The 26,751-nt window shown below is 71.2% G+C and carries 20 protein-coding genes; 11 read left to right on the top strand and 9 right to left on the bottom strand.

All coding sequences use genetic code 11. The annotated features are described in order from the left end of the window. The first annotated feature begins 58 nt into the window (after nt 1–58). On the top strand, nt 59–4,855 hold the full coding sequence (locus ACIHIX_RS26205; protein WP_399960139.1) for a DUF4062 domain-containing protein: 4,797 nt from the start codon (nt 59–61) through the stop codon (nt 4,853–4,855). A gap of 29 nt (nt 4,856–4,884) precedes the next feature. Here the strand turns inward: ACIHIX_RS26205 and ACIHIX_RS26200 are convergent, their stop codons facing one another. Continuing rightward, nucleotides 4,885–6,528, bottom strand: coding sequence for an ADP-ribosylglycohydrolase family protein (locus tag ACIHIX_RS26200; RefSeq protein ID WP_399960220.1), 1,644 nt, complete (start codon nt 6,526–6,528; stop codon nt 4,885–4,887). Between the two features lie 75 nt (nt 6,529–6,603). Between ACIHIX_RS26200 and ACIHIX_RS26195 the strand changes: the two genes are divergently transcribed. Beyond that, a complete protein-coding gene (locus ACIHIX_RS26195) occupies nt 6,604–7,344 on the top strand; it encodes an SDR family oxidoreductase (RefSeq protein WP_399960137.1) in 741 nt (246 codons plus the stop codon). Between the two features lie 47 nt (nt 7,345–7,391). On the opposite strand, the gene ACIHIX_RS26190 is transcribed toward ACIHIX_RS26195, so the two are convergent. Together ACIHIX_RS26190 and ACIHIX_RS26185 are read right to left on the bottom strand one after the other, a co-directional pair. Then, nucleotides 7,392–8,492 carry a bifunctional class I SAM-dependent methyltransferase/NUDIX hydrolase gene (locus ACIHIX_RS26190; RefSeq protein ID WP_399960135.1) on the bottom strand — a complete coding sequence of 367 codons (1,101 nt, stop codon included), beginning with the start codon at nt 8,490–8,492 and terminating at the stop codon, nt 7,392–7,394. Nucleotides 8,493–8,569: 77 nt separating this feature from the next. Continuing rightward, nucleotides 8,570–9,421: a LysR family transcriptional regulator gene (locus ACIHIX_RS26185; protein ID WP_399960133.1), complete on the bottom strand. Its 852-nt coding sequence runs from the start codon at nt 9,419–9,421 to the stop codon at nt 8,570–8,572. 81 nt (nt 9,422–9,502) lie between these two features. On the opposite strand from ACIHIX_RS26185, the gene ACIHIX_RS26180 reads away from it, so the two are divergent. Both ACIHIX_RS26180 and ACIHIX_RS26175 read left to right on the top strand, forming a co-directional pair. After that, nucleotides 9,503–9,997, top strand: a complete 495-nt coding sequence (locus ACIHIX_RS26180; protein WP_399960131.1) for a cupin domain-containing protein — start codon at nt 9,503–9,505, stop codon at nt 9,995–9,997. Nucleotides 9,998–10,039: 42 nt separating this feature from the next. Next, nucleotides 10,040–10,399 (top strand): DoxX family protein, encoded by a 360-nt coding sequence (locus ACIHIX_RS26175; protein ID WP_399960129.1) that lies wholly within the window; start codon nt 10,040–10,042, stop codon nt 10,397–10,399. Here the strand turns inward: ACIHIX_RS26175 and ACIHIX_RS26170 are convergent. Then, nucleotides 10,389–12,497, bottom strand: coding sequence for a hypothetical protein (locus ACIHIX_RS26170; protein WP_399960127.1), 2,109 nt, complete (start codon nt 12,495–12,497; stop codon nt 10,389–10,391). The two genes, ACIHIX_RS26175 and ACIHIX_RS26170, sit on opposite strands and share 11 nt — an antisense overlap. A gap of 163 nt (nt 12,498–12,660) precedes the next feature. Beyond that, nucleotides 12,661–13,320, bottom strand: coding sequence for a glyoxalase (locus ACIHIX_RS26165; protein WP_399960125.1), 660 nt, complete (start codon nt 13,318–13,320; stop codon nt 12,661–12,663). Nucleotides 13,321–13,476: 156 nt separating this feature from the next. On the opposite strand from ACIHIX_RS26165, the gene ACIHIX_RS26160 reads away from it, so the two are divergent. After that, complete coding sequence (locus ACIHIX_RS26160) at nt 13,477–14,055, top strand: DinB family protein (RefSeq protein WP_399960123.1); 579 nt, start codon at nt 13,477–13,479, stop codon at nt 14,053–14,055. A gap of 33 nt (nt 14,056–14,088) precedes the next feature. On the opposite strand, the gene ACIHIX_RS26155 is transcribed toward ACIHIX_RS26160, so the two are convergent. Beyond that, nucleotides 14,089–15,234: a fatty acid desaturase family protein gene (locus ACIHIX_RS26155; protein WP_399960121.1), complete on the bottom strand. Its 1,146-nt coding sequence runs from the start codon at nt 15,232–15,234 to the stop codon at nt 14,089–14,091. A gap of 7 nt (nt 15,235–15,241) precedes the next feature. Further along, nucleotides 15,242–16,297 (bottom strand): ferredoxin reductase, encoded by a 1,056-nt coding sequence (locus ACIHIX_RS26150; RefSeq protein ID WP_399960119.1) that lies wholly within the window; start codon nt 16,295–16,297, stop codon nt 15,242–15,244. An 87-nt stretch (nt 16,298–16,384) separates the two neighbouring features. Here ACIHIX_RS26150 and ACIHIX_RS26145 point away from each other — a divergent pair, with 87 nt between their 5' ends. Both ACIHIX_RS26145 and ACIHIX_RS26140 read left to right on the top strand, forming a co-directional pair. Beyond that, nucleotides 16,385–17,524, top strand: a complete 1,140-nt coding sequence (locus ACIHIX_RS26145) for a helix-turn-helix domain-containing protein (protein ID WP_399960117.1) — start codon at nt 16,385–16,387, stop codon at nt 17,522–17,524. A gap of 93 nt (nt 17,525–17,617) precedes the next feature. Further along, nucleotides 17,618–17,956, top strand: coding sequence for a thioredoxin family protein (locus ACIHIX_RS26140; RefSeq protein ID WP_399960115.1), 339 nt, complete (start codon nt 17,618–17,620; stop codon nt 17,954–17,956). A 9-nt stretch (nt 17,957–17,965) separates the two neighbouring features. Here the strand turns inward: ACIHIX_RS26140 and ACIHIX_RS26135 are convergent, their stop codons facing one another. After that, complete coding sequence (locus tag ACIHIX_RS26135) at nt 17,966–21,922, bottom strand: helix-turn-helix domain-containing protein (protein WP_399960114.1); 3,957 nt, start codon at nt 21,920–21,922, stop codon at nt 17,966–17,968. A gap of 3 nt (nt 21,923–21,925) precedes the next feature. Next, on the bottom strand, nt 21,926–23,008 hold the full coding sequence (locus ACIHIX_RS26130; protein WP_399960112.1) for a hypothetical protein: 1,083 nt from the start codon (nt 23,006–23,008) through the stop codon (nt 21,926–21,928). Between the two features lie 370 nt (nt 23,009–23,378). On the opposite strand from ACIHIX_RS26130, the gene ACIHIX_RS26125 reads away from it, so the two are divergent. From ACIHIX_RS26125 to ACIHIX_RS26110, 4 genes are all read left to right on the top strand, one after another. Further along, a complete protein-coding gene (locus ACIHIX_RS26125) occupies nt 23,379–23,792 on the top strand; it encodes a hypothetical protein (protein WP_399960110.1) in 414 nt (137 codons plus the stop codon). 151 nt (nt 23,793–23,943) lie between these two features. Then, nucleotides 23,944–24,495: a Pycsar system effector family protein gene (locus ACIHIX_RS26120; protein ID WP_399960108.1), complete on the top strand. Its 552-nt coding sequence runs from the start codon at nt 23,944–23,946 to the stop codon at nt 24,493–24,495. Nucleotides 24,496–24,701: 206 nt separating this feature from the next. After that, complete coding sequence (locus ACIHIX_RS26115) at nt 24,702–25,085, top strand: CATRA system-associated protein (protein WP_399960106.1); 384 nt, start codon at nt 24,702–24,704, stop codon at nt 25,083–25,085. After that, on the top strand, nt 25,057–26,739 hold the full coding sequence (locus ACIHIX_RS26110; protein WP_399960104.1) for a CATRA conflict system CASPASE/TPR repeat-associated protein: 1,683 nt from the start codon (nt 25,057–25,059) through the stop codon (nt 26,737–26,739). The genes ACIHIX_RS26115 and ACIHIX_RS26110 overlap by 29 nt, the downstream gene beginning before the upstream one ends. The last annotated feature ends 12 nt before the right edge of the window (nt 26,740–26,751 follow it).

Genomic DNA, 26,751 nt, shown 5'->3' with positions numbered 1-26,751 from the left:
ACGTCGCCGGGTCTGTCGCGGGCGATGACGCGGCCGACAGCGTCCCGCCCCTCGTGCCGTGATACCTGGTCACCAGGCTCTCGGTCTGCGGTACCTTGGGCCGGTGGGCGTTGTGCCGCGCAAGGTTTTCGTCAGCCATACATCCGAATTCAGCGCGTACCCGGCCGCGCGGACATTCATCGACGCCGCTCGTGACGCGGTTCTCAAGGCGGGCGATATTCCGGTCGAGATGTCACAGTTCTCGGCACGCGACGAGGCGCCGGCGTCGTATTGCGAACGTCAAGTCGTCGAGTCCGACATCTATGTCGGCATCATCGGTTTCCGGTACGGCTCACCCGTGGTCGACCGCCCGAATGTCTCGTACACCGAGTTGGAGTACGCAACCGCTCGGGCCCACAGCATTCCCACGCTGATCTTCATGCTCGGCGAACACGCTCTCGTCCCGGTGGGTACGTTCGCCGATCTCGTCCATCCCGCCCGACAGGCGGCGTTCCGGCAGGCGTTGCTCACTTCCGAGATCGTCTGTGCCACGTTCGAGTCACCCTCCGACCTCAGCGGTCAGATCTACCAGGCGCTCACCGAACTCCGCGCGGCCACCGCCGTCCGGCCTCCCGAACCGCCGCGTGGTCGCATCTGGATGGTCCCCCCGGTCACGGTGGCCCCCGTCCCGCGTGACGTCCAGGCCCGGGAACTGCTCTCGCTCCTCGGCCGGAGGGAACCGGGCCGGGTGGCCATCACCACGGCACTGCGCGGCGCGGGCGGCTTCGGCAAGACCACGCTCGCCGTCGCCACCTGCCTCGCGCCAGAGACCGGCACCCGATTTCCCGACGGCGTCCTGTGGGTCACCGTGGGGGAGGAGACCACGGCCGGACGCCTGGCGGAGAAACTGAACGACCTCTCGGAGATGGTCTCGGGAACGCGCCCCACCCTTTCGGATCCGGATGTCGCGGGGATTCGCCTCGGTGAACTCATCGGCGCCCGCCGGTTTCTCATCGTCGTCGACGACGTATGGACCCGATCCCAACTCCGCCCTTTCCTGAGCGGCGCCGAGAACTGCGCCCGACTGATCACGACACGCGTCAGCAGCATTCTTCCCGCGGATTCCGTGTCGGTGGTCGTCGGAGCGATGACGGACGACGAGGCGCTCACCCTGCTGTCGCGCGGCCTCCCCGACCTGCCCATGCACATCGCCCACCGGCTGTTCGCCCGCACCGGGCGCTGGCCCGTGCTGCTGTCCCTCGTCAACAAGGCACTGCGGCGTTATGTCGCGGCCGGTGAGTCGGCCGCCGTAGCCGGTGAACGCATTGACGAACGTCTGCGCGCCAAGGGTCCGACGGCCCTGGACGTCCGGCGCTCGGAGGACCGCGCGGACGCCGTGGCGGCCACGGTCGAGGCGAGCCTCGACAGTCTCTCCGGCGACGACCTGGCCAGGTTCCTGGAACTCGCCGTGTTCCCCGAGGACCAGGACATCCCGGCGTCCACGGTGCACACCTTCTGGTCGGCGACCGGGGACCTCTCGCCCCTTGAGGCAGACCTGCTCTGCGAGGACCTGGTCGACCTCTCCCTCGCCCTGCCGACGACCACCGGCCGGGGTGTCCGCCTGCACGACGTGATCCGGGACTATCTCCGCACGCGAGTGGGCGCGGCGGGACTTACGGAACTCAACGGGCAGCTCCTGGCGGCGGTCATCGCGAAGGCGACGGAAGGTCTCGACGGCACGGACGGTTTCCACGGCACGGACGGCTTCCACGGCGCCCGAGGCGATGGCGAGCCTCCGCGCCCCTGGTGGCGGCTGCCCGCGGACGACACCTACATGTGGCGCAACCTCGGCTATCACCTGCCCGAAGCAGGTGCGGCCGATGAGTTCGAGGAACTCTGCCGTCACCTGGGCTACTTGACCGAGAAGCTCAAGGTGCTCGGACCGGTCGCCGTCGAGGAGGATCTGGCCCGGGCGACTTCGCCCGAAGCACGAGCGCTGCACCGGGCGATCGGCCGCAGCGCGCACCTGCTGACCGGCACCCGACCCGAACACGCCCTCACCTCTGTCTTCCTCAGCCGCCTGGAGCGAACCTCGGATATCGAACCGAGCATCTCCGCCTTCGAGTCGGGCCTGACCGCGCCTCGGCTGCGTCCGGCGTGGCCGCCCGCCGACCTCCCGCACGCCGCCCTGCGGCGCACACTGACCGGCCACACGTCGGGGGTCTGGGCCTGCGCCGCGAGCCGGGACGGACAGCTGCTGGCCAGTACCGGCGGAGACGGCGTCGTACGGATCTGGGAGGTACGCACCGGCCACGTCCAGCATGTCTTCGCCGACGGGGCCGGAAAGGGCATGAACTGGGCCTGCCCCGTCGACCCGTTGGGCCGCTGGGTGGCCAGCGCCGGCGACGACGCCACCATCACCGTCCGGTCGCTGCGCGGGGAGGGAGACGTCACCAGGACGATGACCGGCCACACCGGGGCCGTGCGAGCCGCCGCGGTCAGTCCGCGCGGCGACTGGCTGGCCAGCGCCGGGGCAGACCGCCTCATCCGCCTGTGGGACGTCAAGTCGGGCACCGTACGCCTGACGCTGACCGGCCACACCGGGTGGATCAGGGCCTGTGCCGCGGGGCCGGACGGATCGTGGCTTGCGACCGGCGGCGACGACGGCACCGTCCGGCTGTGGCACGCCGGGGACGGTGTGCTGCTCAGGACGCTCCGCGGACACTCCGGCCCGGTGCGTGCCCTCGCCGTCGATCCGCGGGGGCGATGGCTGGCGAGCGGGGGCGCTGACGGCAGCGCCCGCGTGTGGGACGTCGAGACCGGGGAGATGCGCCTGCTCCTCAACGGCCACACCGGGTGGATCCGCGCCTGCGCCGCGGCCGCCGACGGAACCTGGCTCGCGACGGCCGGCGACGACCGGACTGTACGGGTGTGGGGCGTTGACGGCGAAGACACCGGGCTGCGGGCGGAGCTGCTCGGGCACCGGGGCGCGATCTGGGCGAGCGCGGCGGGCAGCGACGGCGAAGAAGCCTGGCTCGCCACCGCGGATGTCGACGGCACCATCCTGCTCTGGGATCCCGCCAGGTTCGACCAGCCGCCGCCCGAGTCGGGCGGGCCGAGCGGCGCCGTCAAGGCATGTGCGGTCGAACCCGGTGGCCAGTGGATGGCCGGGGCGGGCGAGGACCGGCGGACGCGGCTCTGGGACCTGGCCACCGGGGCCTTTCTCGGTGCGCTTCCCGCCGAGCGCGCAACCGTGCGCGCCTGCGCCGTGAGCCCGGATGGCCGACTCATCGCGACCGCGGACGACCGTCACCTCGTACAGATCTGGGACGCCACCCACCGCACGGCCCTCGCCACCCTGGCCGGCCACGCCGCGCCGGTGCGCACCTGCGCGTTCAGCCCCGACTCCACACGCCTTATCAGCGGCAGCGACGACCACACCGTCAAGATCTGGGACGTGCCGACCGGGGTACCGCTGATGACGCTCACCGGACACACCGGAGCCGTCCGGACCTGTGTCCACGGCCCCGACGGGCAGTGGATCGCGTCCGCGGGCGGCGATCGCACGGTACGGGTGTGGAACGCGGCCGACGGATCCGAGCGCGCCGTCCTGCGGGGGCACAGCGGGTACGTCCGCGCGCTGTGCCCCGGCCCGGGCGACCACACCCTGGTCAGCGTCGGTGACGACCGGTTGGTGCGGATCTGGGACCTACGGACGGGCACACAGTCCGCCGTACTCGAAGGGCACACGGGCGCGATCTGGGCCTGCGCCCTCGACCGCGACAGCGGCCTGATCTCGACGGCGGGGGATGACCCGGAGGTACGTCTGTGGGATCCCGCCGCAGGAGCACTGCCGACGGTGCTGGGCCGCCATCCGTCAGGGGTGCGCACGATGGCGACCGGTTCCGCCGGCCTGCTGGTGACCTCGGGGGGCGACGAGAGCGTACGCGTGTGGGACATCGGGCGGCGACGACTGCGCGCCGTCATCGAGACGGACGTGTCCCACTGGCGTGACTGCGCCGTCTCTGCCGACGGTCGGCGTATCGCCGCGGCGAGTTCCAACGGGTCGATTCGTCTGCAGTCCGCGGCCGGTGACACCGTACGCCTGATCGACGCCCATGACGGAGCGACCACGTCCGTCGTCGTCGACGCCTCCGGAAACTGGCTGTTGAGCAGCGGAGACGACGGCCGCATCCGACGCTGGGACGCGCACAGCGGCGCGCTCCTCGCCGACCTCCCCGGCCAGGCACGGCGCAGCGTTCTCTCGACAGCTCTTTCCCTCGACGGCTCATGGATCGCCGCCGCCTCCAGCGACGGGCGGGTCACCGTCCTCGACCTGGAAGGCCGACTCCTCCATGACGCCCACTGCCATGAGGGATGGGCCCGGACCTGCGCGTTCTCGCCCGACGGCCGTTGGGTCGTCAGCACCGGCGACGACGGGATGCTGTGCTTCACCGAACCGCACGGCGAATCGAGGAGGAAGGCGAGCGCGGAATCGAGGAGGTATCCGTCGCGGCACACCGGCTGGGTCACCGCCTGCGACGTGGCACGGACAGGCGGTCTCCTCGCCACCGGCGGGCAGGACAGGGTCATCCGTCTGTGGCGCGGTGAGCCGCCCACCGTCGTGGCCGACCTGACGGGACACACGGGAACGGTCCGATCAGTCGCCTTCGACGCCACCGGCAACCTGCTCGCGAGCGTCGACGAGGCCGGGGAACTACGCGTGTGGGACGTACACGAGGGCGTCTGCCTGACCATGATCCGCGTGGCGCACCCGCTCCGAGCCTGCGCCTGGTTCACGAACGAGCGGCGCGTCTGTGCCGCGGGCCATGGCGGCGTCTTCACCTTCGATCTCCTGCACGGCAAGGCGCGGTGAGGTGATCGACCGGGCCCGGCGCCCGGCCGTCAGGAACCAGCGTTGATCGTTTCGGTACGGACGGTATCCACCATCCGCGCCTCCACGGCCAGATTGCGGCCGGTCCTCGCCTCGATCCTGGACACCCACTTCGCGGGGACCTCGGCCGGTCGCACGGCCCCCGCGAGCGCCAGGTAGAGCGCGGCCGTCGAGTCGAGATCCCAGCTTCCGCGCCGACGCAGCAGCAGCCCCGTCGTGGCCGCCATGGGACAGTCGGCCACCGCGAGCGCGATGGCCGCGATCACCGACGACCTGGCCTCCACAGCCATTCCGAACTCGTCCTCGACGCGGTCCACCACGTCGGCGGGTTGCCGGTCACCCGGTACGACCGCCGCCGCACGCAGCGCCTCCAGTACGGCGTCGCCGCCCGGCACGAGGCGCCTGAGGGTCTGCGCCACGCGAAACGGCAACTCGACCGCGACATCAGGGGGTTCACCGCGAAGCAAGCCCGACAGGAGCAGGGTGAACACCAAAGCGGCCATCATCGAGTCCGGGGAAAGGTGAGTCACCGACACCAGCTTGTGGACCTCGAAGACCAGATCGCCGCAGGATTCCGGTCCGTACAGATACGCCAGCGGTACGCATCGCGAGATGCAGCCGTTGGTCACCCCGTCCTCGGCGACGCTGAACAGGTCCCGCCGTGCCCGGAGCTTGTAGATCTGCCGTCCGCCCAGCGGGTTGATCCGGCGCAGCACCGCCTCGAACGCGTCCCGGGACATGCGCCGTTGCGCGCGAAGGACGTCGAGCGATGCGAACAGCAGCGCCGTCTCGTCGGTGACCCGTCCGGTGAAACCCGCCGGCGGCTCCCGTCCCGAGGTCAGGTCGGCCAGAAGCTCCTCGGTCTCCCGATCGAGTCGCGGCGCCGGCCGCTTGTCGACGAGCTTGCCCACGCTGTCACCGAGGGCCAGTCCCGCCATACTTCCCCACAGCCGCTCGCGCTGCGGCGCGGTCGCCCCGCGCGGGCCCCTCTCGCTGTCGTGCAGCGAATCCAGAGCTGCCGGCAGACTCATGAACCGTGGCTGTACCAGCGCCACGCCGGGCACCGGCTCGACCAGGTACGACGAGAACTTGTTCGCGACCGCCAGGCACCGTGCCCCGTGCTCATGGAACAGCTCGATGAGCCAAGGGGATCCGCTGACCAAGGTGACCGGACTGGGCCGGCGGATGTCCGTGCCCTGTCGTCCCGGTGCCATCGCGAGCACCTCGTCCAAGTCGCTCGCCACGGCCAACTCGCCCCAACCGAGCCGGTGCAGGCTCTCCTCGACCAGGGCGGGGCAGGTGACGCTGAAGGCGACGCAGCGCATCCCGATCCGCGCGGCCTGGTGCAGCCACTCCCGTACGCCGTCCTGAGCCGTGCCCTGGCGGATCAGCGGTTCCCATGCCGTCGCCGCGACGGCGTCCAGCTCCTCCCTGTCGGGTAAGTCGCTGCCGCGGCACCCGCCGCGGGAACTCAGGAGGTCCCTTGTCACCCCACCCACCGACGACCCCGAGGACATCGACCGCGCCAGCACCCCAGCCCAGTCGTCACTGGTCAGCAGCTTGCCCCGGGCCGCGAACACCGACCGCCAGATCCGGTACCCCGCAGACACGGCGTCAACGACCGCCGTCTCCAGCTCCAACGCCAGCACGTCCATGGAGATCACCCCCCGGACATTGGAACATGGGACGACGGCACGACGACCGCGCACGACGACGGGACGGAACTGACCTTGCGTACACGCACGTTGAACGGAAGACGCGTTCTGGTCACGGGGGCGTCGGCCGGCATCGGACTGGCCATCGCGGAGGCGCTCTCGGCCGCCGGAGCCGTGCCGCTCCTGCTCGCTCGCCCCGGCGCGCGGCTGGCGGACGCCGTGGCCCGCACGGGCGGGCTGCCCGTGCCGGCGGATCTGCGTTCCGCGTCCGCGACCGCCGAGGCGATCAGCCGAATCGGCGCCCGGACAGGCGCCTTCGACGCTCTGGTCAACAACGCCGGCATCGTTCGTCTGGACACCGTCGCGGACGGTGAACGCGAACAATGGCAGGAACTCCTCGACGTCAACGTACTCGGGCTGCTCGACGTCACCAGAGCCGCGCTGCCGTTCCTCACCCGCGGTGAGGCCGGCCAGATCATCAACATCAGCTCGCTGGCGGGCCAACGGGTCCGGCACCCGGCACAGTCGGTCTACGCCGCCTCCAAGGCGGCGGTCGACAGAATCAGTGCCGGACTGCGCCTCGAACTGGCGGCGGCCGGCGTGCGCGTCACCACCGTCTCTCCCGGATTCACCCTCACCAACGAAGGCGCCGGCATCACCCGACCGGAACTCCGCAAGCGCATGGCCGACGGGCAGCGGCAGAAGGGGCTGTTGGCGGCGGATGTCGCGGACCAGGTGGTGCAGGTGCTGGTCGCACCGGCCCACGTCCACATCCTCGAAATCTCTCTCCAGTCGATCAACCAGGAGTACACCTGACGCCGGCCGCTGTCGGTAGCCGTCGTAGATCACCGTTCGGGCATCGCCTACTGCAACTCGTCGGCTCCTGCGGCCTGTTCGGTGGGCGCAGGGGCTGCGGCGGCGGTGATCGGATAGCGGTGGACGGGCGGCAGGTCGGGCAGCAGGCCGGGCCGGACGGTGTTGACGACGTGCGCGCTCGGTGTGAACAGCGGCTGGGCAAGGTGGGGCAGGTCGGCGGGCTCCATCCACTCCCACCGCCGGATCAAGTCCGGTTCGCGCACGGCCGGTTCGCCACTGAAGGCGGATACGTGGACGGCGGCCGTCAGCCGGGGGATGCCATGGACGGAGTCCATCAGCAGGGCCAGCAGCCGCGCATCCTCCGGGTCGGCGACCAGCCCGGTCTCTTCCTCCAGCTCCCGCACGGCCGCGGCGACGAAGTCCTCATCGGCGTCGTTCTTTCCCCCGGGAAGTTCCCACACCTCGCGACGGGCGGACCAGCCGAACAGGATCCGGCCCCGTGCGTCGGTGACGACGACGCCGGCCCCGGTCAGGGCATGCGGGGACGGCCGCCCCTTGGCGGCGCACCGGACCGGCTGTGTGATCGGCTCGCGCAGCACGAGGAACGCCAGGCCGTCGGCGTCGTGGCGGTCGGCGACCTTCCAGCCTGCGGACAGCAGACCGATCTCCTCCTCGTCGAGGGCGATTCCGCGCTTGTCGTCGGGGACGGCGGAGGCGACGGGCGTGATGACGCACAGGGTGCCGCCGGGGCGCAGGCGTTCGCGCAGCCGGTTCGTCACGCGGGTGCGGTCATGGATGAACGCCCAGCTCAGACGGCAGGTGATCAGGTCGTACGCGGGGTGGGGCAGTCCGCGGGTGTCGTCGTGTTCGATGTCGTGCAGCAGGTAGGTGACGGGTGTGTCGGGGGCGGTGTCGGCGTGGGCACGGGCGAGGGCGGTGCCGGAGTGGTCCACGGCATCGACGGTGTATCCGGCGGCGGCCAGATGACGGGCCAACTCCCCGAGCCCGCAGCCGACATCCAGGGCGAGGGCGCCGTCCGGTGCGGGGGCGTGCTGGGCGAGCAGGTGTCGTTCCGCGTCACCGAGCGGACGGAACGCGCCGCCGTCGGCGTAGTACGTGTTCCATGTGTCGGGTGTCGTGTGGGCCACCGGGAGGGCTCCTTGCCGGACGGACGAGTGGGGAGTCGTGCGAGGAACGTGTGGGTGCGCGGGCAGTGTGCCCGTGCTCAGTCGCGGTACGCGGCTGTCGCGATGTCGACGAAGGACCGGATCAACGGGTTGGTGTCATCCGCGTTCCACGCCGCCACCACCCGGCTCGGGGCCATGTCGATCAGCGGTACCACGGCCAGCTCCGGGGGCAGGTCGTGCCCGAGCGGGGCCAGGCCGACCGTGCCGTTCCACAGCACGGCCTGGAGGCATTCCTGGACGGCGCGCACGATCGGGCCCTCGCGCGGCTTGCCGCCGTTCCAGTACGCCTGCCAGGCGGGGTCGGTGCCTTGCGGGAACTGGAACCAGCGGCGGTCGGCCAGCTCGGCCAGCCGCAGGCGGTCGTGACGGGCCAGCGGATCGTCGGCGCGCAGGACCACGCCGACCGGATCGGCTCGCAGTGCACGCACCGTCAGGGCGGTCTCGTCGAACGGCGCCCGGGTCAGGGCGACGTCGACCAGCCCGGCGCGCAGTCCGCACGTCGGATCGGTCAGGTCGGTGTCGCGGACGACGACGTCGACGCCGGGGTGCTTGCGGCGGTAGGCCGCGGCCAGCCTGGACGCACCCGGGTCGGTGCCGTCGCCCAGGATGCCGACGGTGATGGTCGCGACGCCGGCCGCCGCGCTGACGCGTACACGAACGCGCTCGGCATGGTCGAGCAGGGCGCGCGCCTCGTCGAGCAGCACCGTGCCCACCGGCGTGAGCGTGACGCCGGTCGGCGAGCGGGCGAAGAGCAGGGCCCCGACGTCGGCCTCCAACTGCTTGATCGCCCGGCTCAGCGGCGGCTGGCTCATGTGCAGTCGGGTGGCGGCCCGGCCGAAGTGGAGTTCCTCGGCGACCGCCACGAAATAGCGCAAGGTCCGTAGCTCCACGCTGCCACGATACCCACGGGGTATCGGCGCCGCGGGATGGGTCTTGGACACGGGCGTGCTCCCGGCGGTGCACTCGTGAGCATGACCGAAGAAGCGAAGAGCAGTGAGCCGGTAGCGGGCCCCGGCCTGTCGGTGGTGGGTCCCGGTGACGGCGAGACGATCGTTCTGGGCACCACGCGCATGCGTGTTCTGGAGGACGGCAGCCACACCGGGCACCGGCTCGCGGTCGCCGAGTCCGTGCTCGCCCCCCGCACCCAGGGGCCGCCGCAGCACCGGCACGCCCGACACGACGAGGGGTTCTACGTCCTGTCCGGCACCGTGCGGTTCACCGTCGGAAACGATGACCACGACGCCACGGCAGGCACGCTCGTGATGGTGCCGCCAGGTACCCCGCACACCTTCGCCAACGTGACCGACCAGCCCGCCGTCCTGCTCAGCACCTTCACGCCCGACCTGTACGTGCAGTACTTCCGAGACCTCCAGGCAGCGTTCGCCGACGACCGGCCGCTGACACGACAGGCCACCATCGACGCGATGAGCCGCTACGCCACCGAACCCGCCGCCCACCTCGCCTGAACCCCACGCGACGGAACAGCGCCTCCACGGAGAACGGAAACGATGAACACCGCCTACTGGCTCCTCGCGGGCCTGCTCGCCCTCTTCTACTGCTACGCGGGCACGCTGAAGGTGGTCCGCAGCCGCGATCAGCTCCGTCCGATGATGGCCTGGGTCGACCGCATCCCGTTGCCCGCCCTCAGGACGCTGGGGACGGTCGAGATACTCGGCGCGCTCGGCCTGGTCCTGCCACCGCTGACCGGCATCGCGCCCGCGCTGGCGCCGGCCGCGGCCATCGGCTTCGTCCTCCTTCAGGCCGGTGCGATCGCCCTGCACCTGACCGATGGAGACCGCCGGATCGCGCTCAACATCGGACTCATCGCCACCGCTGCCGTGACCGTCTGGCCGGCCATCAGGCTGTGACCACACCCCCTCGCGAGGCCTTCCGTTCGTCCCTCGGCGGCGTCGGCGCCGCCCACCTGGACGCTACGGCGCGCTCCTGCTCCCGCGCCTGCAACCACAACAGCAGATGCCAGTCCTGGTCGTTGGCGAGTGGGTCGGCGGTGTGGGCCGCTCTGCCGTCGACCGTCGAGGGCATGACGAAGGCGCAGGTGGCAGAGCCGTCTTCGGAGTAGTTCGCCATGTTGGCGCGCAGGACGCCTTCGGCGACGCGGTCGGTCGCGGCGGTGCGCAGCGTGGCCGGCAGACGCAGCAGGGTCACGGCTGTCAGCGTGCTCCAGTAGTGGGGGAAGACGTCGCCCCACAGCCGGTTGGCGCCGAACCAGTAGCCGTCCCAGTGCCGGATGGCGATGCCGTGCAGCCGGGCGTGGGGCTGAGGACCGCCGAAGGCCAGGAGCCACGGCAGCCGTTCGGCGATCGCGTCATGGAAGAGCGGGTCGCCGGTCAGGGTGTGGGCATCGGTCAGGAGGTCGAGGAGCGGCGCCACGATGGACTGTTCGTACGCGACCTCGTGGGCGGGCAGTTGGCGGCCCGCCGCCACGAACGTCCGCGCGCTGCCGATGAGTCGGTCACGCAGATTGTCGGCGCGGTCGGGCTGGGCGTCCGTCTCCAGAGCGGCGCACACCGCGAGCGTCGTGGGGGAGAGGCCGATCGACAGATGGCCGGCGCCACCGAGTTCGAAGCTGCGCTCCAGGATCCGGGCGGCAAGGTCGAGGTCGTCCGATCGGCCGTGGAACCGGTGCCGGTCGTGGAAGAAGCGGGCCAGCCACGGGGTGTCGTAGAGCCGGGGCCCGGTGTGCCAGGTCTGGGAGCCGCGGCGCGGGGCGGCGGTGTCGTCGAGCAGATGGCGCCGGGCGAAGGCGGCCCAGCCCTCCAGCAAGGGGTCGATCTCCGCCACGTCCGCGAGCCCGCGGGCGACGGCGGCCTGGAGCAGCAGCGGCATCGCGATCCGTTCGGAACCGTCCGTCCAGTCCGCCCAGCCGTTGCTCGCCTGGGTCAGGCCGGTTCGGGTGTCCACCGGGACGAATCCGTGGCGCAGCAGCCCGGGCCGTTCGCGGGCCCGCTGGTGGCGCGTGATGTACGCGACCCGGCGCCGCACGACCTCGTCCAGCGGCAGATGGAACAGCACCTCCGTGCGGGCGCCGTCGGCGAGGTCCAGGCGGTAGCTGCCGTGCCGGGAGGCTCCCACGCGGTAACGGCCCTGCGCCGCGCGCTCCACGGTCACCTCCGGATCCGGGCTGCTCACCGAGGACGCCTCGACCAGGATCGGCTCCCCGAGCTCGGCGGCGTACGCGGACAGCACGGCCGGCGGGCGGGTCGCGGCGGTGAAGTCCTCGACGGAGTCGTACCAGCCCAGTTCCCACGCCAGGGTCGTCGACTCGCCGGGGCCGAGGCGGAGCACCGGCTGTCCGCCGAACGCCTCCGGGTTGCGCGCCTGGTCGGTGGCGAGCAGCACCAGATGACCGCGGACATTGGACAGAGAGTTCTGGTTGCGCGACTCCACCGAGTAGGCGTGCACGGCCCCCTCCCGCACGATCAGACCCAGGCACTGGCCTTCCCCGGACATCGGCTGCGCGAGCGCCCATGCCCACGTCCCGCCGGTGAACAGATGTGCGTGCACGGCCTGTTCAAGGGAGGCCTCGGCTCCGTCGTACAGATCGGCGAAGGGCGTCTGAACGCCCAGGCCGGTGATGGTGAGCGGTTCCTCGGCCGTGTTCACGACGGTGTACCGCTCGCACAGCACGCCCTCGCGCACGTGCCGGTGTATCTCCACGCGAAGCCCGGGCAGCGGTGTGTGCACCGCTTCGACCGCCCCGTCTTTGGTTGTACGCAGTTCGGCGGGCGTGTGCCAGCGAGCGCCGCCCCGGTCGGTGACCAGGTGCCCCGACCCCCACTGGTGCTCCACCGAATGCCAGGGGGTGGCAACGTCGTTGAGGAGGAACAGACGGGCGGGGGCCGCTTCGTCGACGAACTGGACGGGGGCGCCCGTCAGGGGATCGAGTATCGCGTGCCCGGAAGCGAAGGTGAGGATGCTCGGGGCGGTACCGCCGAGGTGCTGCACTGGAGTCGACCCTTCCGCCGGCCCGGTCACAAACGGCGCCATTGAACAGGGCCATTGCGGCGCCGCCAACCCCTCGTGTCCCTTTTGGGGTGAGTGTGGAACTGTCGAAATCTTTCGGCGTCGAGGGGAGGTCGGATGACCGGGCACATCCCTCAGGCACCGCTCACGGCTTGGCGGCGGTCGGCGCGGCCTCCCACACGAAGCCGTCCAGGTCGGTGAAGCCGTCGCCGGCGCCGCCGAGGACGACACGATGCGAGCCGGTGCCGTCGGCCGCGACGCCGAGATCCTTGGCCAGGGCGGTGCGCTTGTACAGCGCCAGCTTCACGAGGCTGTGTCGACCGGGGGTGAACTCGACGTACTTGCCGCCGAAGCTCTTGGCCACGCTCAGGCCCTGCCCGACGTAGCACTGCTTGGTGGCCTTCACGTCCTCGACGCCGAGGAGGAGGACCACCTCGTCGACCGTGCGGGTCGCGGGGCCGGTGTCCTTCTTCGCCGAGGTCGCGATCTTCCAGATCGTGCCGTCCGGCGCCTGGACGACGCCGGCGTAGCCCCAGAAGGACTTCGAGGGGGACTTGAGCACGGTGGCGCCGGCGTCCACGGCGGCGCTGACGAAGCCGTCGACGGTGCCCGGCTGGGAGACCGTGAGCGCGACCGTGAAGCCGCGGAACCCGGTGGAAGGAGCGTCGGACGCCTGGAGGTGCACGTATGCGTCCACGCCGAACGCGCGGTAGAAGGCGTCGGCGGCGTCGAGGTCGGTCACCTCCAGGGTGACGGAGGTGAGGGAGATGTCGGCCGCGGTGGAAGTCTTGGTTGCCATGACCATCACGCTAGGACAGGCACGGCCTCCGAGGCTTCTCCGATCCTGACCGGTCCTGACCGACGACGTCTCGGCGCAGGCACACGACGGGACGGGGCCCGGGCCAACAGGCACCGCATACGATCTTGAGACCACGATCAGCCCATGGCAGGCTCATGCCCCATGATCGATGAGTTCGCGAAAAGCAACCTGCACAACAGACTGCGCCGGGACCGCGAGGCGCTCCTCTGGAAACTCGACGGTCTGTCCGAGTACGACGCCCGCCGACCTCTGACGGCGACCGGGACCAACCTCCTCGGCCTGGTCAAGCACGTGGCCACCGTCGAGGCCAGGTACTTCGGCGAGGTCTTCGACCGCCCTTCACCGGAACCGCTGCCCCGGTGGCAGGACTACGACGGAGACGATCTGTGGGCGGCCGAGGACGAGACACGCGATCAGATCATAGGGTTCTACCGCCGCACGTGGGAACACTCGGACGCGACGATCAAAGAACTTCCCCTCGACGCTCCCGGCCATGTGCCGTGGTGGTCGGAGCCTCACCCCAACACGAACCTGTTCGCCGTCATGGTCCATGTCCTCGGCGAGTCCATCCGGCATGCCGGGCACGCCGACATCCTGCGCGAGAGCCTCGACGGCCGCACCGGGCTGCGCCCCGAGTACGAGCAGCGGATCGACGAGGAAGCCCGCGCGTCGTACCGCGCGAAAATCGAGCAGGCCGCCAGGGCGGCCGCACCGAGCTAGGGCTGGGGCCGGCCTGGCAGTCCTTGTCCTGAATCAGGCGACGACGAGCTCCTGCTCGCGTTCCGCCGTTTCGACCATGGGCTCGTTGTTCGCCTTGTTGGTCTTGTTCGTCTTGTTCGGCAGCGAGAGCCGGACGACCTTGCGCCACGCGGAGAAGACCTGCTTGGGCAGCGGGCCGGTCACGTACTCCAGCTCGTACTTCTCGAAGAGCGCGCGCACCTTCACCGCGACCTCGGCGTACCGGTTGCTCGGCAGGTCCGGGAAGAGGTGGTGCTCGATCTGGTGGGACAGGTTGCCGGTCATGAAGTGCATGGCCTTGCTGCCGCTGATGTTCGCCGAGCCCATCATCTGGCGCAGGTACCACTGGCCGCGCGTCTCGCCCTTGATGGACCGGCGTTCGAATACCTGTACGCCCTCGGGGAAGTGCCCGCACATGATCACCGAGTGGGACCAGAGGTTACGGACCAGGTTCGCGGTGAACGTGGCGCCGAGCGTGGGGAGGAACGACGGGCCCGACAGCAGCGGATGGATCACGTAGTCCTTGAGCACCTGCTTGCGGATCTTGCGGCCCACGGCCTTGGCCCGCGCGCGGAACTCCGGGTTCTTGCGGCGGCGCTTGTTCAGGTTCTTGCCGAGTTCCAGGTCGTACGCCGCGATGCCGTACTCGAAGAAGCAGGCGTTGATGAAGTTCCACAGCGGCTGGCCGAGGTGGAACGGATGCCACTTCTGGTCCTCGTCGACGCGCATGATGCCGTAGCCGAGGTCGTTGTCCTTGCCGATGACGTTGGTGTACGTGTGGTGCAGCTCGTTGTGCGAGTGCTTCCACTGGTCGGACGGCGAGACGTGGTCCCATTCCCAGGTGGTGGAGTGGATCTTCGGGTCGCGCATCCAGTCCCACTGGCCGTGCAGGACGTTGTGGCCGATCTCCATGTTGTCCATGATCTTCGCCACCGAGAGACCGGCGGTGCCGATCAGCCACGCGGGCGGGAACATCGAGAACAGCAGCACGCCCCTGCTGACCAGCTCCAGCTTGCGCTGCGCCGAGATGACCTTGCGGATGTACGCGGCGTCTTTCTCGCCGCGGCTCGCGATCACCTCGTCGCGGATCGCGTCCAGCTCGCGGCCCAGTTCCTCGATCTGCTCCGCGGTGAGGTGGGCGGTGGGGTCGATAGCGGTCAAGGTGTTCCTACCGTTCGATGTCGCAGGGGCCCGCCGCGGCGGACACACAGGTCTGGATGAGGACGCCCGGCTCGGCCTCGGTGATCTCGCCGGTGCGCAGGTCGCGGACGGCGCCCGCCTTGAGCGGTGTGATGCAGCCGAAGCAGATGCCCATGCGGCACCCGGAGGGCATGAGCACGCCGGCCTCCTCGCCGACGTCCAGCAACGGCGTGGCGCCGTCCGCGTCGACCCTCTTGCCGGTGGCGCTGAACGTGACCTCGCCGCCGTCGCCGGCGACGACGATGCTGGGGCGGAAGCGTTCGATGTGCAGACGCTCGGGGACGCCGTGCTCGCTCCAGTGCTTCTCGGCGGCGTCGAGCAGGCCCGCGGGTCCGCAGGCCCAGGTCTCGCGCTCGGTCCAGTCCGGTACGAGTTCGTCGAGCCGGGCGATGTCGAGCATGCCGTCGGTGTCGGTGTGCACCTCGGTGAGCCGGAGCTTCTTGTCCGCGACCAGGTCGTGGAGCTCGTTGCGGAAGATCACGTCGTGCGGCCGGGGCGCGCAGTGGACCATGACGGCGTCGTCGAACTCGGTGTCGCGCAGCATGCCCATCACGGGCGTGATGCCGCTGCCGGCCGTCAGATAGAGCACCTTGGCGGGCTTGGCCCGCGGCAGCACGAAGTCACCGGTCGCCTGGTCGAGCTGGATCAGCGTGCCCGGTTTCGCCCTGCGCACCAGGTGGTTGCTGACCTTGCCGTCCGGGATCGCCTTCACGGTGATCGTGACGCGGCCGTCCGCGCGGTGCGTCGGCGAGGTGAGGGAGTAGGCACGCCACAGGCGCACCCCGTCGACGTCGACCCCGACCCGCACGTACTGACCGGCCGTGTGGCGGCGCCAGCCGCGGCCCGGTCTGATCACGATGGTCGCCGCGTCACCCGTCTCGGGGTGTACGGCCTCGATACGCCCCCGCAGGTCCGCGCCCGCACGCAGCGGGCTGACCAGGTCGAGGTAGTCCGACGGCAGCAGCGGCGTCGTGACCATCTCCAGCAGTTTCCACGCCCTGCTGCGGAGGGCAGTACTCGTCATGGCTCCAGCTTGCTGCGTCTCAGGGCGTAAAGTCCTGACCGAAGGACGTGAATCTGGTCGGTGGAATTGTTCGCAGGGAATAAAAACGTGAGCCAAGTAAGCCGGAGGGCCAGCGAGCTGGCCCTGGATGAGACGACGGTCACCGCGCTTCGGGCCGCGCTGAAGACCACCGCCGACGAGGTCGTGCAGGCGATCATCGACGAGGTCCCCTCGTACGCCAACGCCCTGTCGGGCCACATGGGCGCCACCATCCGCCGAGCCGTCCGCACCGCCCTGGGCCACTACCTGGACCTCGCCAGCGGGAACGCCACCGCAGGCGACGGCGGCGACGCGGCCTACGAACTGGGCCGTGGCGAAGTCCGCGACGGCCGCTCGATGGACGCCCTGCTCAGCGCCTACCGCGTCGGCGCCCGAGTGGCCTGGCGAGGCCTCGCGGCAGGTGCCGTACCCGCGGGTCTGCCCGCCGCCGAGGTCGCCAAGTTCGCCGAGCTGACCTTCGCCTACATCGACGAGCTCTCCGCCGCGAGCGCCGCGGGCCACGCCGACGAGCTGGCCGCCCGGGGCAGGGACCACGAGCGCCACCTGGAGCACCTGGCCCGCGACCTCCTCGCCGGCGCGAGCCCGGACGTGCTGCTGGTCTCCGCCCAGCGGGCCGGGTGGCAGCCGCCCCTGTCGCTGACCGCCGTCCTGCTGCCCGCAGGCCAGGCCCGGCCCGCCTACCGCACCCTCGACCCGAGCACCCTCGTCCTCGACGATCTGCCGGACGCCACCGGTGTGCTGCTCGTCCCCGATGCCGACCGATCACACCTTCTGCGGCAGCTGACCGACCGCGCCGCCGTGGTCGGCCCGCCCCGGCCCTGGACGCGCGCCTCCGCCTCGTACGCACGAGCCGCCCGCGCACGCTCCCTCTCCTCCGACATCCACGACACCGAGGACCACCTGCCCGAGCTGGTGCTGAGCGCCGACGTGGACGCGTACGCGGACCTGCGCGCCCGAGCCCTCGCACCGCTGCGGACCCTGCCTGCCGCGACCGCCCGCCGCCTGGAGGAGACGCTGCGGGAGTGGCTGCTGCACCAGGGCAGACGGGACGAGGTGGCGGCGGCGCTGTTCGTGCATCCCCAGACCGTCCGGTACCGGATGTCGCAGCTGCGGGAGCTGTTCCCGGATCTCGCATCGCCGCAGCGGGTCCTCGAACTGACGCTGGCGGTCGGTCTTCGGCGCGGCTGACGGGCATGTCCGCCGCCCGCGGCCGTGGCACCGCGGCTGGTTCCGCAAGGGATGATGGGGGTGGAACGACCGAACATGAGACCAGGGGCTTGCATGGCGAAGCGGGTTCACCGACCCCGTGAGGACGCGGAGTTCGACTTCATCCTCCGGATGAGCGGAGTTCCGGTCCTCGCCTACTTCATCGGGACGTGGCCCAAGGCGATCGAGCCCTGCCGGGCGATGGACCTCGTCGTGGGTGCCATCGCCGACGACCACACCGACCGCCTGACGGTCGTCCGCACCGACATCTCGCGCTGTCCGGCGGCGACCGAGCGCTACGGGATCACCGGTGCCCCGTCCTGCGTCCTGCTGAAGGAGGGCGAGGCAGTGGCGCACGGCAACGGGCCCATGACCATCGCCGAGGTACGAAACCTCTTGGACGGCCACCTCTGAGCGGCCCGGTCAACCGCACGGGCTTTCCGTCCCGGCACGCGGCAACAGGCGGGCGTCCGTGGGATGTACGCCGGTCTCGCCCAGGATCTGGCACAGTGCCGTCGTCGCGGCGGCGTAGGAGGTGGGCCAGCGGCGGGCGGTGGCCGTGCCCGTGGTCCACAGGTGATCGCCGGTCGGGGCGAGGCGGGCCGAGGTGAGCGACTCGTCCTGGACGTCCAGCCGGTAGCGGACGCGCGGAACGCCGGTGGTGGTGTCCCACACGACGGCGGAGCCGTCCGTGGAGGAGCTGGCCGCGCGGGTGCCGTCACGGGTGGCCGTGAGCGCGGTGACGGCGCCGGTGTGCACGGCTGCCGCGTCGCCCACCGGGGACAGGGGCAGCGTCGCGGAGTCGTTCCAGCGCCAGAGCCTCACGGTGCCCTGCTGGTCGCCGGTGGCCAGGCGGGAACCTGACGTGCCGAGGAGGGCAACCGAGGTGACCCCGTCGGCGTGGGCCGACAGGACGTGCAGGGCGGGAGTGTTCGGCGGCTCACCGGACCTCGCCCTTTCGGCGGTGGTCGCCTGCCGGGTGGTCCACACGGCCAGTCCACCCCGCTCGGTGCCTCCCACCAGGCGGTCCCCGCCGGAGGAGAAGGCGAGCGACAGCACATGGCTTCGGTCGGCGGGAGCGAGTGTGAGACGGGCTACGGGAGCAGGCGGGCGCTCACCCGGCGCCAGAGGTACGTCGAACAGCTGGACGTCCTTCTCGTCGTTGCCGAAGGCGAGCCGGTCGCCGGTGGGGGAGAGGGCCACCGAGTACACCGGACGCAGCGTGGAGAGCGCTCCGGCCGTACCGAGGTAGCGGAGGCGGGCACGGCCGGAGACGGCGTAGAGCAGGACCACGTTGTCGCTCGTCGCCACGGCCAAGCGGGTGCCTTCGCGGTCGGTGGCCAGGGCCGTCACCTCCCCCGTGGCCGACAGATGGTCGGCGGGACGCAGTTCGGCGACGGGTCGCCTCTCGTGGCTGCTCGTGTCCCACAGCCCCACGGTGTGCCGGTCGGCGGTGGCCAGCCACGTTCCGGTCGCCGGCATGGCCGATGCCACGACCGGTGCGGTGTGCCCGAGCAGAGTGTCGAGGGGCAGTCTCCAGGCACTCATCTCGTCGCTGCGACCGGCACCTGCCAGCAGCAGGTCGCCGGTGGGGGAGAACGCGAGAGAGACGAGGCTGCCCGGATGGGGCAGGGTGAGCAGCGGACGCCCGGTGAGCCCGTCGCGCAGCCGGACCGGGCCGTTGTGGTCGGCCTCCGCCAGAAGCCTGCCGTCGGGGCTGTAGGCCATTCCCGCCGCGTACTCGCCCAGGCGCGGCGCGTCGACGGCGCCCTCGCAGACGAAGGGTTCTCGCAGTCCGGCCACGGGGCAGATGCGCAGGGAACCGTCGCCGACGGACACGGCCAGCCGCTCTCCGTCCGGTGAGAGGGTGGCCTCGGGGGCGCTGGTTCTCAGACGCAGCGTCCCCTGCGGGGCGAACTCGGCCCCTCCCACGTCCGCTGGGCGCCGCCACACGGCGGCGCCCCCCCGATCCCGTCCGGTGGCACTGCGGTGGGAGCCGGCCGCGGAGAGGAGCCGTCCGTTGGCGGAGAACGAGACAGCGTAGGGATTGCCGTACTTCTGCCAGTCCTTGGACGGAGTCCGGGCTTTCGGGTGGGGGTTCGGCAGCCTGAGGGTGCTGACCGGGCCGCCTCGTGGGCCATGGGCGTCGCAGTCCCACACCAGCACGTATCCACCCGCGGGGTGCGTCACTGCCGCCGCCAGGGCCGTGCCGTCGGGGGACAGCCGCAGATCGCTCACACTGCCCCGGTCCCGCTCGGGGGCCCGCCACAGCACCCTGCCGTCAGCGAGGTGCGGCTGGGGCCGGTGCCTCACCTGCCACAGCAGTACTCGATCGCCGGTCCCGGCGATCAGCGTGCTTCCGTCCTGGCTGAAGGCCAGCCCGTACACCGTGGTCGCGGTGTCGCGTCCGATCCGGTGGTGCCATGCGGGCCCGCCGGCCGGCAGGCCGTGGTCGGCGTACGCGCCGCGCAGGGTGAGCAGCCCGTCCTCGGTTCCGCTCGCCAGCAGCGCCGGCCTGCCCTGCGTCGGCCGGCTCACCGCGAGGGCGGAGAGCCGTCTGCCGCCGGCGCCCGTCAGACGACGGGCCACCGGTACGCCGGCCGCCGCCGCGACCGCCTCCTCGGCCGCACGGGAATCCGGTGCGTACCGGTGTGCGGCGACCGCCAGCGCTGCCGCCCGCCCCGGGTCGGTGGCCAGCAACCGGCCCGCGACCGCGGCCGCCTGCCCGGCCCGGGCTTTCGTGGTTTCCTCGCGGGCCCGGGCCAGGCCCAACCCGGCCAGCACACTCGCCAGGACCGCGAGTGCCGTCACGCCGGCCAAGGCCACCAGCAGCCGGCGCAGTCGGCGCACCCCACGTTGCGCCGCCTGCCCCGAAGCCTCCAGATAGGCCCGGTCCCGGGCCGGCAGCGCCTCAGGCCCGGGGTGGTCGGCGGCCCACTGGCAGGCCAGCGCCAGCGCGGCACCCTGCAACAGCAGTTCCTCCGCTCGCCCCGCCCGCTCCCAGGCCAGCGCCCCATCCGCGATGCGTTGCCGAAGCCGCAGTCCCGCACGGTCGGCGTCGATCCAGCCCGCGAGGCGGGGCCAGGCCCACAGCACGGCCTCGTGGCTCAGCTCGACCGTCGCGTCCTGACAGGTCAACAGCCGCGCCCGGGTGAACGCCTCGGCCACGTCCCGTTGCCCGGGCGCCAGCCGGTCCAGCCGGGACCTGCGGCGAGTGTCGGCTCCCTGCTCTCCCACCTGCACCAGTTCCAGCAGCAGGTGCCGTGCGCTCTCCCGCTCGGTCGCGGACAGCTCCTGGTAGACCGCCTCCGCGCTCTCGGCGATCGCGCGGCGCAGACCGCCGCCCTTCTCATAGCCCTGCACGGTCAGGTCAGGGCCCGTGCGGTGCTGCCACGTCGTCAACAGCGCATGGGACAGCAGAGGCAGACTGCTCGGTTCCCAGCCGCGGCCGGTGGGGTCGAGATCCTCCAGCAGCCGCCGGACCAGTTCCGGCTCCACGCGCAGTCGTGCGAGTTCGGCGGGTCGCTGCACGGCCCGCAGCAGTTGCGCGCGCGACATCGCGCCCAGCGGCACCGACCCTTCCGCCAGCGCCTCCGCGAGATCGGGATGGGCCAGGCACCGGTCGTAGAAGTCAGCGCGCACCGCCAGGACGGCGAACGGTGCCCGGCACACCGCCGTCACATACGCGGCGCGCTGCGCGGCGTCGGCGCACAGCGCGAACACCTCCTCCCACTGGTCCACGACGAGCAGCAGCCTCTCGCCGCCCTCGGGGAAACGACCCGCGGCCAGTACGTCGGCCAGGTCGGCGGCCGGGCGCCCCAGCGGTTCCGCGAGCGCGGCCGCCAGGTGCTCGACGGGCCGTGCGGTCGGCGTGACCACGACCGGGGTGAGGGCCGCTTCCTCGGTCGGCGCGCCGGCCGCCTGCTCCGCCAGGCGTGGCAGCAGGCCGGCCCTCACCAGCGACGACTTCCCCACTCCGGAAGCACCGAGCAGTACCACCGTGCCCCGGCCCGCACGGACCGCCTCCTGGACCTTCGCCAGCAGTGATCCGGTCGCGTCCTCCCGGCCGAAGAACCAGCGCTCCTCGCTCTGGGTGAAGGGAGCGAGCCCTCGGTAGGGACACGGCCCGGGAAGCTGACCGGGCCGTGCCGTGGACCGGGGGCACAGCCGGGTCAGCTCGCCCGTCGCGCCGAGCGCGGTGTCCAGCCGTTCGGCCAGGGCCCGGTGCGGGCGTTTCCGTCCGTTCTCCACGTTGGACAGGTGGCTCTTGCTGTAGTTGACGGCGACCGCGAGTTCGCTGAGCGACAGGCCGCGGGCTTCCCGCAGCGCCCTCATCCTCGCGCCGAAGTCCTGTGACGCCGGCTCCCCGCTGTGCTCCACGGGTCACCCCACTTCGGCGAACCGGAAGACACCGAGCATGTCCTGACGCCGGGGGTCAGTGTGGTCCGTCGTCTCATAGGGGTAGAACGACGCCTCAGCTCCCACGTAGCCACGGAACCGGTGGTCGTCGTCGATGATCTGGAGCAGCGGCTTGATGTGGGAGTTGCCCGCGTAGCAGGTGCCGTGGTCCCGCACCAGGCAGGAGCACCAGTGCCACTGGGTGTCCCGCCTGTCCCTGCTGCTGACCCGGGTGATGTAGTACTCGATCGAGGTCGCCGGACGGTCCTGGCCGCAGTCGCAGACCGTGCTGGTCTTCTGGAAGTGGGTCAGGCACCAGGTGGTGGTGGGGCAGCGCTGGTAGAGCGAGGGCTGGAACCCCGAGTGCACCTCCTTCTTGACCGTGTCCCGGGTCCAGCCGGTGCTCGTGTACGGCAGTGTTCCGTGCCCCCGCACCGTGTCCATGCCCCGCCGTTCGCTGATCGGGGCGTTGCTGCCGTACGCGTATCCCGCGGTGCTGTTGTTGGAGCTGACCCACTCCAGTCGCACCAGGGCGGACAGGGGATGCACCGACCAGGTCTCGGTGACGCCTCGGGGCCAGCGGATGTCGAGGTAGGTGGTGCCGTTCTGCGAGCGCAGAACGTATCCGCCGGTGCGCTGCACGGGGGGCTGGGGCGAGGACTGAGCCGAGTAGCCGGGGGCGGTCATGACCTGGCAGCGGGTCACCTGCCCGGCGCCTCCGCTGCACTCGGCGTCGGGCAGGGTCCCGGCCCGTTCGCGCCGGAGCCGGTCCGCGGGCGCGTTCTGCCGCCATACGAAGGTCTCCGCCCGGACCTGGCCGGTCGACGCGTCGAAGCGGTACCAGCCGAGCTGTGTCCAGTTGTCGTAGATCGTGCCGTTGTGAAGTTTCGCGGTGGCGACGACAAAGGTGGTCTTCCCGCCGGGCAGGGCTGACGGCGCGGCCCGGACCGGGGTGGTGGCAGCGGGGGTCGACGGGGGCAGCAGGGCCAGCACAGGGAGCAGGCACAGCAGGTAGAGCAGACGGACGGGGAGGGGGAACGCGCGGCGAGCGCCGGATTTCTGCTTCACGTCCAAGAGCATCGGCCGCCCCGAACGACCGCGGGTGCGGTGACGTGCCGGATTCACCCGGCGCATGAACGCAGAGCCCGGCGAGGGAGCGCGCCCATGGCGCCCGCATGCGTGCACCCGCGGCAACCGGCTGGGCGGCGTACTCCTCGCGGGTTTTCCCCACGACCGCTCCGTCGCAGGTCAGCCGTGTATTCCGGGCAACGACCGGGAGGAATACGGGGCGCCTCTGGCGGTGGCCCGGTGCCGGTCCGCAGGGTGGTGGCAAGCCCGAACCGTGGTCGTCCGCAGCAGGCGGCGGCCTTCTGGCGGTCCTGGCCTGAACCCCTCACCCATGCGTGACACATCGTCATGCCGGAAAGGAACACGAACCATGATCCGCAAGAACACGATCTCGCTTCTGGCCATGTCGGCCGTGTCGGCACTGGCCCTGGGCGCGACGGCCGCCGCACCGTCCTCCGCGCTCCCGGCCGTGGCGGCCCAGTCCTGCCCGGCGGTCGGCAGCTCCTCCAGCGGCGCCGACCACATCTCGGTCACCTTCCACAACCAGTCGGTGACCGTCACGGCCCGGGTCAACGACAGCGGCCCCGGGGCGACGGCCCTGTACGTCACCACGTTCGCCGGCACCAGGGACCTCGCCGTGGCGAGCAGCTCCCCGGTGGACCAGCGCAGCAGGACCGTGTCGTTCACCGTACCGGCCAACGTGCACGGCGGCGCCGACAGCGTCGGCTACCTCGTCAGGACCACCATGGGGGCGACCAGCGAGACCGCCTACTGCTACCGCTGATCCCTGATCCGGCACACCCGGGTTCCCGTGCGTGGACCGCGCCGGGAACCCGGTTCGGGTGCCCGGGCGCCAGTGGCGCGCCAAAGGTATGAATCCTCCCTTCGTTGGAAACGATTGGTGGTTCGGAGCCGATGCGGAAGGAAGCCAAGCGATGGCAGGAGAGCCCACGGCGGCGGACGTCGTCCCTCCGCAGGCGGGATCGGACAACGCCTGGCGGATCCTGGACACCATCCGGGACTGGACCAAACACGCGGAGGCGAAGGCCGCCACGACTCTCACGGCGGCCGGAGTGGTCGCCGGCGTCCTGTACAGCCTGGCCACCGGCGGCGGCGATCGCTCGGTCTGGTTCACCTCCGCGGCGGCGGTGTCCGCTGTGTGCACCGTGGCGGCAGGGCTCACCGCGGGGCTGGTGCTGTGGCCCAGACAACAGCTCACCGTCGGCACCATGCCCACCAGCCTGATCTTCTACGACCACATAGGCCGGGCCTACTCCGCGAGTCATTCCGACTACAGCGACCGGCTGACCGAGTTGCTGCGGGACGAGGACGCGTTGGTGGCCGCCGTCGTGGACCAGATCTGGGCCAACGCCCTCGTGGCCCGCCGCAAGTTCCGCTGGGTCGGCCGCAGCATCGGCCTGCTGCTCTTCGCGCTGCTGGGTCTGGCGCTGGCGGCGGTGCTCAGCGCGGCCGAGACGGCGGGGTGACCGAGGCGAGGCGTCGTCGCGAGAGACCTCGCGAACGGGGGAGTGCGGGTGACCGACCTGTCCCGACTCAGGGCCGGATCCCCGGAACTGGACAGGTCGGACATCAGCCGGGCCGTGCTGGTGCCCGCCGGGACCGAACGGACACAGCGTCACGCGGACGCTACATTGAGCCAGCATCTGCGCGGGCGGCGGACAGAGGGGCGTACATGGCCGGTGGGGTTCCGATCGACGACGAGGCGCGTGACGACGCGGTCAACGTTCTGCGGGATCTGGTCGAGTGGCAACTGGCGCCGCAGCGCTGGGAGCGGGTCGACTCGATCGTCGGCTCGCTCGCCGACGCCCTCGCCCGGGGAGACGGCGAGGCACTGCGTGAGGCCACCGCCGAGCTGGAGGTGACCGGGCCGGTGCGGGTGACCAGGATCGGCACCCAGTCGGTGATCCCGGTACCGGAGCGGACCCGCGACCGGGCCAACCACCTGGTGCACGCGCTCGGCGGGCAACAGGAGGGGTCACTACGGGAGGAGCGGGCCGACGCCTCCACGGACGGTCCGGGAGGTGGCGGTGACGGAAGCGGAACGCCCGCTCGCTGACCAGGAACTCGTGGTGCACGTCTTCGCACCGACCGACGGTCCGCGCGCCAAGTCCGCCTACCGGCAGATCCGCGATGTGTGGGACCGGTGCCGGGACGGCCTCGGCATGATCGACGAGGTTCCGAACACCGGCTTGGCCACCGTCCTGCCGCTGGACGCCGGCTCGCTCGCTCCGGGGCGAGCGGTGGCCGCGATCCAGGACCGTGCGGCCGACTTCCAGGCCGTGGTGCGCCGTGAACACGACGTCGTGAACCTGTCGATGGTGTTCGCCGCCCCGCTGGACACCCCCTCCCGCCGACTGCGTATCGGTTCCGCGTCGCCGCCCGGCTGGGTCGAGTTCGACCGATGGTGGGACGAACTGGCGGCGGGCGGTACCGACGCTCAGCTCGGCGTCGTACGCGTGTATCAGGCGAAGGTCGGCGGGCCCTCTGTCCCCCCGCTCGACGTGATCGCACACGAGGTGCGTGCGGTGCTGCCCGGCGGGGACCACGCCCCGTACTGGTGGCAGCGGGGCTGGAGCACCGGGGACGCGATGGCCGTGTGGGAGGTGTCACGGGACGAGGACCAGGCGGGACGGCGTGTCGTCGTCCTCGCACCCGAGGCGCGGGATGCCGAGCTGAGCGCCTGGACGTTCAGCCAGGGCGATCCGGCCATGCCGCCACTGGCCCGCTATCTGATGCACGCGGCGAAACTCCGCTACCAGGCCCGCGTTCGGGGTGACGGAGGGCAGCTCAAGGATCTCATCGACAGGGTGGAAGGCCATGTCGCACAAGTGCGTGCCGCGCTGGAAGGGGACTCGACCGATGCCAACGCCCAGGCCCGGCTGCGGAGGGACGAGGCCGACCTGACGTCGGCCCTGAGGGACGTACGCGCGATGAGGCGCACCGTGGAGATAGCCGTCGGGAACATGACCGCCGCGCTCGCGCAGCCGTTCCCCGGCGACCGGCGGCTCGCCGAGTGGCTCGGCAGCCAACTGGGCGACGATGCGGAGTACTTGGAGACAACGCGCGAGGTGGCTCGAGAGTTCGGCCGACTCGCCCGGCAGGACGTCACTGTCGTGGAGCCGTCGCGCCCGGAGCCGGTCCCCCGACCGGATCGCATCAGCGTGCGCATGGGCTTCGCCGTGGACATCGAGCGCTACAGCAGCCGTACTTCTCCCGACAAGGCGCGGGTGCAGGAGCGGCTCGCCGCCCTGGTGCGGGAGGTGCTCGGCGACATGGGCTATCGGATGGAGGAGACCGACCACCAGGACACCGGGGACGGAATGAACGTCTTCCTCCCGGCGGACGCCGAACTGCACCGCGCGCTGCCGCAGTTGCTACTGTCCTGGCAGACACGTCTGGTGGCCGACAACGACCGCTACCGCGACCGTATGCGGCTGCGCATGTCCACGGCCTTCGGGCCGGTAGGGATCGCCGCGCTCGGCTTCGCCGGGTCCACGATCGTGGACGTCAGCCGACTGCTGAACAGCGCGGTACTGCGCGGTGCCCTGACCGAGCATCCCCACATCGACCTCGCCGTCCTGGTCTCCGAGCAGTTGTACGCGTATGTCGTCGGCGAGGGGTATCCGGGCCTGGACGCGCGACGCTTCGAACGGCGCCTTGTCGAGGTGAAGGAGTTCCGTCAGCATGCCTGGCTGTGGATTCCCGCATGAGATGCGGGGCGC

The sequence above is a fragment of the Streptomyces sp. NPDC051913 genome (genome assembly GCF_044593635.1).
In the GTDB taxonomy this organism is placed as follows: Bacteria; Actinomycetota; Actinomycetes; order Streptomycetales; family Streptomycetaceae; genus Streptomyces.
The sequence above is the reverse complement of the archived record's forward strand: the minus strand, read 5'-3'. Positions and strand labels throughout refer to the sequence as shown.